The sequence below is a fragment of the Streptomyces sp. UG1 genome (assembly GCF_049974585.1).
GTDB lineage: Bacteria > Actinomycetota > Actinomycetes > Streptomycetales > Streptomycetaceae > Streptomyces.
In genome coordinates, this window is sequence record NZ_JBNGGG010000050.1 from 82,811 (window position 1) to 92,461 (window position 9,651).

Below are 9,651 nucleotides of genomic sequence, written 5' to 3' on the forward strand. Positions count from 1 at the left end.
ACCATGGCCGCAACCCCCCCGCCTCCCCAGGCGCCCCCCAAGCCCACGTGGGACCCCCGGAGAGCGGAGCCGCCCTTCCCGTGGCTGCGCCCGACCATCCGCATAAGGCTCACGCTGCTGTACGGCGGCATGTTCCTGATCGCCGGGATCCTGCTGCTGTCGATCATCTATCTGCTGGCCGCGCAGGCGATCAACACGGGCAACGAACCCCTGTTCAAGATCGTGAGCTTCAGGGAACTCCAGGTCAGCAGCGACAACTGCCCCGGGATCAAGCCGGGCCTGACGATCTCCGAGTTCAATGAGGCGATCAGCACCTGCATCGACAGCCAGCGCCGGGTCGCGCTGGACGATCTCCTCAGCCGCTCCCTGCTCGCCCTGCTCGGCCTCGCGATCATCGCCTTCGCCTTCGGCTACGCCATGGCCGGCCGGGTGCTGTCGCCGCTGGGCCGGATCACCCGCACCGCCCGCGCGGTGGCGGGCTCGGACCTGTCCCGTCGGATCGAGCTGGACGGCCCGGACGACGAGCTGAAGGAACTGGCCGACACCTTCGACGAGATGCTGGAGCGGCTGCAGCGCGCCTTCACCGCCCAGCAGCGCTTCGTCGGCAACGCCTCGCACGAGCTGAGAACACCGCTGGCGATCAACCGCACCCTGCTCGAGGTGCACCTCTCCGACCCGAACGCGCCGGTGGAGCTCCAGCAGCTCGGCAAGACCCTGCTGGCCACCAACGAGCGCAGCGAGCAGCTCGTGGAGGGGCTGCTGCTGCTCGCCCGCAGCGACAACCAGATCGTGGAGCGCAAGCCGGTCGACCTCGCCGAGGTCGCGGAGCAGGCCGTGGACCAGGTGCACGCCGAGGCGGAGGCCAAGGGCGTGGTGATCCGCGGCGAGCAGAAGCCGGCGGTGGTCCAGGGCAACGGCGTCCTGCTGGAGCGCATCGCCCTGAATCTGCTGCAGAACGCCGTCCGGTACAACGTCCCGGAGGAGGGCTGGGTCGAGGTCACCACGGACGTCCAGCACGGCCAGGCGGTCCTGGTCGTCTCGAACACCGGACCGGTGGTCCCGGCGTACGAGATCGACAACCTCTTCGAGCCGTTCAGACGGCTGCGTACGGATCGAACCGGCAGCGACAAGGGCGTCGGCCTCGGGCTGTCCATCGTGCGGTCCGTGGTGCGGGCGCACGGCGGCCACATCTCGGCGGAGCCGCGCGAGGGAGGTGGGCTCGTGATGCGGGTCACCTTCCCGGTCTGAGATCATGTGCGCTGACACTCGCCGCCGCACGGAGATGTTCGCTTTGCGCGGAATTTTCTCCACGCGCTGTGAGCGTTCCCGTGTGTGATCGATCACAGGGGCGAATTTCCGGCCATCTACTCTCCGTGATCATGAGGCCTGTCGGAAAGCCGGGAAAATCCGGGTTTTCGGGGGTCTTGATCACGGGAAGTACACGGTGAGACGCCTTTGAACTGCGGTATGAGGACCGTGTACGGTCCCGTTCGCCATCCAAGCCGATCACTCTTGAGGAGTCCGCTTGGGTGTCGATTGAGTAACAGACCTTGATGTGAGGCAAAATCTCCGCCTCGGGTCGGGCACAAGTCCGGCCTCTCACGCGTTACGTGCGCTGGAGACACCGCAGACACCCAGAGGGGGAGAGCGACATGGCAACGGATTACGACACCCCACGCAAGACCGACGACGACGTCGACTCGGACAGCCTTGAAGAGCTGAAGGCCCGGCGGAACGACAAGTCGACTTCCGCTGTGGACGTCGACGAGTTCGAGGCCGCCGAGGGCCTGGAGCTGCCCGGCGCCGACCTCTCCAATGAGGAGCTGGCCGTCCGGGTGCTGCCGAAGCAGCAGGACGAGTTCACCTGCATGAGCTGCTTCCTGGTGCATCACCGCAGCCAGCTGGCCCGGGAGAAGAACGGTCAGCCGATCTGCCGCGACTGCGACTGAGGCAGGGTCGGGCATGACTGGCTCGACCCCTCCTCGGAAGCGCCGCTTCCGCCGCAGGCGGACAGCGGACCAGGGGCCGCCCGACGGCCCGTACGGCGCGCGTGACGACGAGCGGGGCTCATCCGGTGAGCGAGCCTCGCTCGAACCGATGTCCGGGGCTGACCTCCCGGCGTCGGCCGAGGTTCCCGCGCCCGTGACCAGGCGCAGGGTCGCGGCGATCCGGCACAGGGCCAAAGAGGGCGCCCGCAAGGGCGGCAGCGCCGCCAGGGCGGGTCTGGGGTACGTGGCCGACCGGATCATCGAGAACGCCCCGCGTATCCCCGTACGGGACCTCGCGACCCTTCGCCGGCAGTTCCCGGGCCTCGGGCCCGAACAGCTCGCGGACAAGCTCGTCGCGGGCGCGGCGAACGCGAGCTGCACGGTGGGCGCCGGAGTCGGCGCGGCGGCGATGCTGCCGGTGCCGCCCGCGATGCCGACCGAACTGGCCGCCGAGATCACCGGCGTAGCGGCGGTCGAGATGAAGCTGATCGCCGAACTGCACGAGGTCTACGGCGTACGCCCGCCCGGCAATCTGCGCGCCCGCAGCGCCGCGTATCTGTCCTCGTGGACCGAGGAGCGCGGCATCGACCCCTTGAAGCCCGTGACGGTCAACGCCGCTCTCGGCGTGCAGATGAAGCGCGAGCTGCGACAGCAGATCATGAAGCGCATGGTGCGCAACCTGCCGAACCTGATGCCCTTCCTGGTGGGTGCCGCCGTGGGCGCGGCCATGAACCGGCGGGACACCAGGAAACTCGCCGCACGCATCCGCGCGGACCTGCGCAGGATCCAGGTGCCCTGGGAGGAGTTGGCGACGCTCCCGCCGCTGGAGCGCCCGGCCGAGCCGCTGCCGATGGACGACGCCGCGCGCAGCCGCTGGCGCAAGGAGCTCGGGGACGGCTGAGACGCCCGGCACGGGCCGGTGACGGCCCGATCTTGTGTGCTAGGCCGAGGCCTTCGCGGCCCGGATGGCCTGCGCCAGACGCTCCGGCTCACGGGTCGACAGATACAGGTACGGCGTCGGGTCCTCGGGGTCCGTGACCTCCACGCGCAGGGCCGTGGGGATGTAGGCGCGCAGCAGCAGGAATGCCCGGGTGTCGGCCTTGTGGGTGCGCCAGGCACGGGCCTCCTCCGGGTCCAGGACATGCGTCTCACCCAGCGCCCGCACCGGGACCTTCGCGTCGCCCGCGATCAGCGAGTCGCCCACCACGCGGATGCGGATGGAGCCGTACGAACTGGCCATGACGGCCGCCGCCGCGGTGCCGCCGGCCAGGCCCGCGAGCATGGGCAGCGTGCCGAACGGCAGGAGGATCAGGGCCAGGGAGAGCCCGACCAGGAACGAGATCAGCCACCAGGAGCGGGGGGCCGTGAGGCGTTCTTCGTACGGGGCGGCGGAGAGCTGCATGGAGCCAAGCTTGGCACGGTGTCGGTTTGCTACCGGAGTCAGGGGGCCGGCGCGAAGCGCCGTCAGGCAGGGCGGCGGTGGGAGACGGGCAATCGGGGCAGCCAGCGCGAAGCGCTGTCGGGCAGGGCGGTGGTGGGTGACGGGTGGGCGGGTAAGGTCTGCGGCTGTGAGAGGTACTTCAGCAGCTCTTCAGCCTCCGGCCGACGCCGTGAAACCGGTGCGGCATCCGGATGCTCCCGCGCCCGGTGAGCTTCTCGGAGCGCACTACGCCGAGTGCTTCGGCTGCGGCGGCGAGCAGGCCCACGGGCTGCACCTGGCGGCGCGGGCCGGGGACGGTGTGAGCATCACCGCCGAGTTCACCGTGCAGCCGGCCCACCAGGGCGCGCCCGGGCTGGCGCACGGGGGCGTGCTGGCGACCGCCCTCGACGAGACCCTCGGCTCGCTCAACTGGCTGCTGCGCACCATCGCGGTGACCGGGCGGCTGGAGACCGACTTCGTGCGGCCGGTTCCGGTGGGCACGGTGCTGCATCTTCAGGCCGAGGTGACGGCGGTGGCGGGCCGCAAGATCTACTCCCGCGCCACCGGGCGGATCGGCGGCCCCGAGGGGCCCGTCGCGGTCCGTGCCGACGCCCTCTTCATCGAGGTGAAGGTCGACCACTTCATCGACAACGGCCGCCCGGAGGAGATCCAGGCCGCCATGAGCGACCCGGACCAGGTACGGCGTGCCCGCGCCTTCGAGGTGAACCCGTGAGCCGCGATCCCCTGAACGTGCTGATCCGGCGCGTCGATCCGGACGTACCGCTTCCGACGTATGCGCGACCCGGCGACGCGGGAGCCGATCTGCGCACCACTCGGGGCCATGAACTGAAGCCGGGGGAGCGGGCCGTCCTGCCCACCGGGGTGTCGATCGCCCTCCCGGAGGGGTACGCGGCCTTCGTGCACCCGCGCTCCGGTCTCGCCGCCCGTCTCGGTGTCGCCCTCGTGAATGCCCCGGGGACGGTTGATGCCGGGTACCGTGGGGAGATCAAGGTGATCGTGGTGAATCTCGACCCGCATGAGAGTGTGCGGTTCGAGCGCTTCGACCGGATTGCCCAACTGGTCGTCCAGCAGGTCGAGAGGGTTCGCTTCCAGGAGGTCGCGGAGCTTCCCGATTCGGCACGGGCCGAGGGGGGCTTCGGGTCCACCGGCGGGCATGCCGCGGTGGACGGCACAAGCGATACAGATGGTCAGGCCGCCGACGGCGGTCGGACGGGTGGGAATCGATACGCTTCGGTCGTATCCGACCGGGAAGGACAGTGACGTGTTCGGACGTCGCAAGAAGAAGGGTGCCGCCGAGGACGCGGCCGGCGAGCCCGAGCAGGTCGTCGACATCGACTCTGAGGCGGACGACGACGGCACGCATGAGCGCGTACGGCTGGAGCCGGAACCGCGGCCCGACGGCCCGTGGGACAGCTCCGAGGTCCGTGAGCCCGGCGAGGGCCGGGTGGACCTGGGCGGCATGTTCGTGCCCGGCGTCGACGGCATGGAGCTGCGCGTGGAGGTCGCGGGCGACGCGATCGTCGCGGCGACCGTCGTGCTGCGCGACAGCGCCATCCAGCTCCAGGCCTTCGCCGCGCCCAAGCGCGAGGGCATCTGGAGCGAGGTGCGCGAGGAGATCGGCTCCGGCATCACCCAGCAGGGTGGCATCATCGACGAGGTCGAGGGCCCGCTCGGCTGGGAGCTCAGGGCCCAGGTGCCGGTGCAACTCCCGGACGGCACGGGCGGATTCCAGGTCGTGCGGTTCGTCGGAGTGGACGGGCCCCGCTGGTTCCTGCGCGGTGTGATCTCGGGCCAGGGCGCGGTGCAGCCGCAGGCGGCCGGTCTGCTCGAGCAGATCTTCCGGGACACGGTCGTGGTCCGTGGCGAGGGTCCGATGGCCCCGCGCGACCCGATCGTCCTGAAGCTGCCGAACGACGCCCAGATGGTTCCCGAGGGCGTCCAGCAGGAGGAGGCCGGATCACGCTTCTCCGGCGGCATGGGCCAGCTCCAGCGCGGACCGGAGATCACCGAGGTGCGCTGACGCTCCGCTGGGAGAGCCGCGACAGGTCGTCTGTTCGGCTGCGGGGTGCATCGTGGCTTGTCGCGCCCGCGCGGCGGAGCCGCATATTGATGCAGTCCCGCGCCCCCAGGGCGCTACAGGGGCCGTATCCCTTAAGGGGTACGGCCCTTTTCTCGTGCGTGAACTCTTGACGGCCCATTGGTCTGTACCTACCGTCTCCGGCCAACGCGTCTGTTCATAAAGGCGCCTCACGTTCACATACGAGAACGAAAGGGCCCTCACGCATGCGCAGAACCGCACTCCTCGCGGCCGCGGCCGCCCTTGTCGCCGGTGTCGTCGCCTGGCCCGCCGACGCCGCGCCCAGCACCTTCACCCACCCCGGAGTCACCGTCTCCAAGGGGCAGTTGGACTTCACCCGCTCCAAGGTCAACTCCGGCGCCCAGCCCTGGAAGGGCGCCTTCGACCAGATGATGGGCAGCAGGTACGCCGATCTGAACCGCACCCCCAGGCCCCGTGCCGTCGTCGAGTGCGGCTCGTACTCGAACCCCAACCACGGCTGCACCGACGAGCGCGAGGACGCGATAGCCGCCTACACCCAGGCCCTGGCCTGGTACATCACGCGCGACGCGCGGCACGCGAAGAAGGCCATCGAGCTGATGGACGCCTGGTCCGCGGTGATCAGGGACCACACCAACAGCAACGCGCCCCTTCAGACGGGCTGGGCCGGCTCCTCCTGGCCCAGGGCCGCCGAGATCATCAAGTACACGTACGGCGGCGGCTGGGCCAACTCCGGCCGGTTCGCCACCATGCTCCGCACCGTCTATCTGCCCGAGATCATCAACGGCTCGAACTCCAACGGCAACTGGGAGCTGTCGATGATGGAGGCCGCCGTCGGCATCTCCGTCTTCCTGGCGGACAAGGCGTCGTACGACAAGGCCATGGCGAAGTTCCGCACCCGTATCGCCGCCTACGTCTACCTGTCCTCCGACGGCGACCTGCCGAAGACCGTGCCGAGCCAGAACCTCGACACCCGCGAGAAGATCGTCAAGTACTGGCAGGGGCAGTCCACCTTCGTCACCGGCCTCACCCAGGAGACCTGCCGCGACCTCACCCACACCGGCTACGGCATCTCCGCGATCTCGCACGTCGCCGAGACCAGCCGCATCCAGGGCCAGGACCTCTACGGCACCGACGTCGGCGAGCGGCTGCGGCACGCGCTCGGGTTCCAGTCGAAGTACCAGCTCGGCACGGCGGCCCCGAGCTGGCTGTGCGGCGGCTCGCTCAAGCTCGGCCTCGGCCCGGTCACCGAGGTCGGCCACAACGCCCTGCGCAACCGCCTCGGCATCCCGATGACCAACACCCAGGCGCTGACCGAGCGGTCCCGCCCGGCCGGCAGCAACAACCTCTTCGTGGCCTGGGAGACCCTCACACACGGCGACAACCCCGGCTGACGAGCCCGTACGACCTGACGGCGGGGAGCGTCAGAGTTCCGTCAAAGACGCCCCCGCCACCGCACCCGGCCCCATTTGTCGCGAATATTGGCCGTAGGGTCGACGCTGAGTAGGCAGCAGTGACCGGAACACAATGGGGACCATGGGACGCGGCAGGCTTCGGATCCATCTCGGTGCGGCACCGGGCGTCGGCAAGACGTACGCGATGCTGTCCGAGGCGCACCGGCGGACGGAGCGGGGCACCGACTGCGTCGTCGCGTTCGTGGAGCACCACGACCGGCCGCGCACCGAGGTGATGCTGCACGGCCTGGAGCAGATACGGCGCAGACGGCTGGAGTACCGCGGAGGCGTCTTCACCGAGATGGACGTCGACGCCGTCCTGGCGCGGCGCCCGCAGGTGGCCCTGGTCGACGAACTCGCCCACACCAACATCCCCGGCTCGCGCAACGCCAAGCGCCGGCAGGACGTGGAGGAACTGCCGGCGGCCGGGAGCGACGTCGTCTCGACTGTCAACACCATGGTGCTCACCCTGCGGGCGGCACTATCGCGCGCGGAGCCTGTCGAAGAGGGGGGCGCGCCAGTGCGGCGCCCCGTGGAAGCAGAAAGGCAGACCCTATGACCCGGGTTCTGGTGATCGACGACGAGCCGCAGATCGTGCGCGCCCTCGTGATCAACCTCAAGGCCCGCAAGTACGAGGTCGACGCGGCCCACGACGGGGCCACCGCCCTCGAACTCGCCGCCGCCCGACACCCCGACGTGGTCGTCCTCGACCTCGGTCTGCCCGACATGGACGGCGTCGAGGTGATCCGGGGGCTGCGCGGCTGGACCCGGGTGCCGATCCTGGTGCTGTCCGCCCGGTACTCCTCCGACGAGAAGGTCGAGGCGCTCGACGCCGGCGCCGACGACTACGTGACCAAGCCCTTCGGCATGGACGAGCTGCTGGCCCGGCTGCGGGCCGCGGTCCGCCGGGCCGAACCCACCGGGGGCGGCGAGGACGACGTGATGGTGGAGGCCGAGGGGTTCACCGTCGACCTCGCCGCGAAGAAGGTCAACCGGGGTGGGAAGGACGTACGGCTCACGCCCACGGAATGGCATCTGCTGGAGGTGCTGGTGCGCAACCCGGGCCGTCTGGTCAGCCAGAAGCAGTTGCTGCAGGAGGTGTGGGGGCCCTCGTACGGGACGGAGACCAATTATCTGCGGGTGTACATGGCCCAGCTCCGCAGAAAGCTGGAGGCGGACCCGTCCCACCCCAAGCACTTCATCACGGAGCCGGGGATGGGGTACCGATTCGAGAAGTGAGCTGCGAGCCGGCTGGGGGTCCGGGGGTTGTCCCCCCGGGGAATGCAGCATCACGGAGCCGGGGATGGGCTATCGGTTCGACAGGGGATGGGCTATCGGTTCGACAAGTGATGCCCGGTACGCTTCAAGCATGAGTGCTGTTCCTCGTTCCGAGAAGTCGGTGGGCCGGTTCCGGCGCATGCTCGACCGGCTCTCCTCGTCGCAGGAGGACCTGGAGTCCGAGGAGCTGCGAGAGGACGCCGAGACCGCCGGTTGCACCAAGATCTGCGACTGTCATGACCGGCAGGTCGTGACGGTTACTGGTACCTTGCGCACGGTCACCCTGCGGCCGCGCGCGGGCGTTCCGGCCCTGGAGGCCGAGCTGTTCGACGGCTCTGCCGCCCTGGACGTGGTGTGGCTCGGCAGGCGTTCCATAGTCGGCATAGAGCCGGGGCGCCGGCTGATCGCATCGGGCCGGATCTCCATGAGCCGGGGCCGCCGGGTGCTGTTCAACCCGAAATACGAACTGAGACCCCTTGGACGGGAGTAGCCGGTGACGTCGCTCGACAAGCCGACCGAAGACACCACCGCAGACGCCGAGCAGGACTCCCGGGCGGTGACCGAGGCCGCGCTGTTCGAAGCCTTCGGCGGCGTGCGCGGCATGATCGAGACGGTCCTGCCCGGCCTGCTGTTCGTCACCATCTACACGATCAACAAGGACCTGCACCAGTCGGCGATCGCCGCGCTCGCGGTGTCCCTGCTGCTCGTCGTGGTGCGCCTGGTGATGCGGGACACCATCAAGCACGCCTTCAGCGGTGTCTTCGGTGTCGCCTTCGGTGTCGTGTTCGCGATGATGACCGGCAACGCGAAGGACTTCTATCTGCCGGGCATGCTTTACACGCTGGGGCTGGGCCTCGCGTACATCATCACGACCCTGAGCGGGGTGCCGCTGATCGGGCTGATCCTCGGCCCGGTGTTCAAGGAGAACCTCTCCTGGCGCACCCGCAACCCCGGGCGCAAGAAGGCGTACGCGAAGGCCAGTTACGCCTGGGGCCTGATCCTGCTGGCCAAGTGCGCCATCCTGTTCCCGCTGTACTGGTGGGCCGACACGACCCAGTTCGGATGGGTGCTCGTCGCGCTGAAGATCCCGCCCTTCCTGCTGGCCGTGTGGCTGACCTGGGTGTTCCTCGCCAAGGCCCCGGCGCCGATCGACGTGTTCGCGGAGATGGAGGCGGCGGAGAAGGCCGAGGAGGAGCGCAAGGCGGCGTCGGCCGCGGACGGCGGGGACGCCGCGGGCGGGCGGCACCGCCGAGAGGCATAGCGCTTCGTTACGACGGGGGGGGGGGGGGGGGGGGGCGGGCGGCCCCCCCCCCCCCCCCCCGGCCCCCCCCCCCCGCCCCCCCCCGGGGGGGGGGGCCCGCGCCCCCCCCCCCCCCCCGGGGGCCGCCCCCGGGGCACCCCCCCGGTAGCCCACATGCAAGGGACCCCCCTGAC

At 69.9% G+C, this 9,651-nt stretch carries 11 protein-coding genes and 1 pseudogene; 11 read left to right on the top strand and 1 reads right to left on the bottom strand.

Annotated features, from left to right (window positions below; all coding sequences use genetic code 11):
• Positions 1–3 precede the first annotated feature (3 nt).
• The 3 genes from ACP4J3_RS42125 to ACP4J3_RS42135 all read left to right on the top strand — a co-directional run bounded on the left by ACP4J3_RS42125 (position 4) and on the right by ACP4J3_RS42135 (position 2,889).
• Positions 4–1,248: a sensor histidine kinase gene (locus tag ACP4J3_RS42125; protein ID WP_426542042.1), complete on the top strand. Its 1,245-nt coding sequence runs from the start codon at positions 4–6 to the stop codon at positions 1,246–1,248.
• 404 nt (positions 1,249–1,652) lie between these two features.
• Positions 1,653–1,949: a DUF4193 domain-containing protein gene (locus tag ACP4J3_RS42130; protein WP_005481602.1), complete on the top strand. Its 297-nt coding sequence runs from the start codon at positions 1,653–1,655 to the stop codon at positions 1,947–1,949.
• A 13-nt stretch (positions 1,950–1,962) separates the two neighbouring features.
• Positions 1,963–2,889: a hypothetical protein gene (locus tag ACP4J3_RS42135; RefSeq protein WP_426542045.1), complete on the top strand. Its 927-nt coding sequence runs from the start codon at positions 1,963–1,965 to the stop codon at positions 2,887–2,889.
• Between the two features lie 39 nt (positions 2,890–2,928).
• On the opposite strand, the gene ACP4J3_RS42140 is transcribed toward ACP4J3_RS42135, so the two are convergent.
• Positions 2,929–3,390 carry a DUF3093 domain-containing protein gene (locus ACP4J3_RS42140; RefSeq protein ID WP_426542047.1) on the bottom strand — a complete coding sequence of 154 codons (462 nt, stop codon included), beginning with the start codon at positions 3,388–3,390 and terminating at the stop codon, positions 2,929–2,931.
• Between the two features lie 166 nt (positions 3,391–3,556).
• Between ACP4J3_RS42140 and ACP4J3_RS42145 the strand changes: the two genes are divergently transcribed.
• From ACP4J3_RS42145 to ACP4J3_RS42180, 8 genes and pseudogenes are all read left to right on the top strand, one after another.
• Positions 3,557–4,141: a PaaI family thioesterase gene (locus ACP4J3_RS42145; RefSeq protein WP_426542049.1), complete on the top strand. Its 585-nt coding sequence runs from the start codon at positions 3,557–3,559 to the stop codon at positions 4,139–4,141.
• Positions 4,138–4,689 (top strand): dUTP diphosphatase, encoded by a 552-nt coding sequence (dut, locus tag ACP4J3_RS42150; protein ID WP_426542051.1) that lies wholly within the window; start codon positions 4,138–4,140, stop codon positions 4,687–4,689. Before ACP4J3_RS42145 ends, dut begins: the two co-directional genes overlap by 4 nt.
• 1 nt (position 4,690) lies before the next feature.
• Positions 4,691–5,449 (top strand): DUF3710 domain-containing protein, encoded by a 759-nt coding sequence (locus ACP4J3_RS42155; RefSeq protein ID WP_426542053.1) that lies wholly within the window; start codon positions 4,691–4,693, stop codon positions 5,447–5,449.
• 263 nt (positions 5,450–5,712) lie between these two features.
• The gene (locus ACP4J3_RS42160; RefSeq protein WP_426542055.1) at positions 5,713–6,879 is read left to right on the top strand and encodes an alginate lyase family protein; all 1,167 of its coding nucleotides are present in this window, start codon (positions 5,713–5,715) and stop codon (positions 6,877–6,879) included.
• A gap of 142 nt (positions 6,880–7,021) precedes the next feature.
• Positions 7,022–7,393: pseudogene (locus tag ACP4J3_RS42165) on the top strand (histidine kinase); the annotation flags it as partial.
• 101 nt (positions 7,394–7,494) lie between these two features.
• Positions 7,495–8,178, top strand: a complete 684-nt coding sequence (locus ACP4J3_RS42170; RefSeq protein WP_426542057.1) for a response regulator — start codon at positions 7,495–7,497, stop codon at positions 8,176–8,178.
• 130 nt (positions 8,179–8,308) lie between these two features.
• Positions 8,309–8,707: an OB-fold nucleic acid binding domain-containing protein gene (locus ACP4J3_RS42175; protein WP_426542059.1), complete on the top strand. Its 399-nt coding sequence runs from the start codon at positions 8,309–8,311 to the stop codon at positions 8,705–8,707.
• A gap of 3 nt (positions 8,708–8,710) precedes the next feature.
• Positions 8,711–9,478: a DUF3159 domain-containing protein gene (locus ACP4J3_RS42180; RefSeq protein ID WP_426542061.1), complete on the top strand. Its 768-nt coding sequence runs from the start codon at positions 8,711–8,713 to the stop codon at positions 9,476–9,478.
• The last annotated feature ends 173 nt before the right edge of the window (positions 9,479–9,651 follow it).

Bases quoted from the DNA above. Each gene is read 5' to 3' on its own strand.
- ACP4J3_RS42140 (WP_426542047.1), bottom strand. From the start codon at position 3,390: ATGCAGCTCTCCGCCGCCCCGTACGAAGAACGCCTCACGGCCCCCCGC.
- ACP4J3_RS42125 (WP_426542042.1), top strand. From the start codon at position 4: ATGGCCGCAACCCCCCCGCCTCCCCAGGCGCCCCCCAAGCCCACGTGG.
- ACP4J3_RS42135 (WP_426542045.1), top strand. From the start codon at position 1,963: ATGACTGGCTCGACCCCTCCTCGGAAGCGCCGCTTCCGCCGCAGGCGG.
- ACP4J3_RS42130 (WP_005481602.1), top strand. From the start codon at position 1,653: ATGGCAACGGATTACGACACCCCACGCAAGACCGACGACGACGTCGAC.
- ACP4J3_RS42160 (WP_426542055.1), top strand. From the start codon at position 5,713: ATGCGCAGAACCGCACTCCTCGCGGCCGCGGCCGCCCTTGTCGCCGGT.
- ACP4J3_RS42170 (WP_426542057.1), top strand. From the start codon at position 7,495: ATGACCCGGGTTCTGGTGATCGACGACGAGCCGCAGATCGTGCGCGCC.
- ACP4J3_RS42175 (WP_426542059.1), top strand. From the start codon at position 8,309: ATGAGTGCTGTTCCTCGTTCCGAGAAGTCGGTGGGCCGGTTCCGGCGC.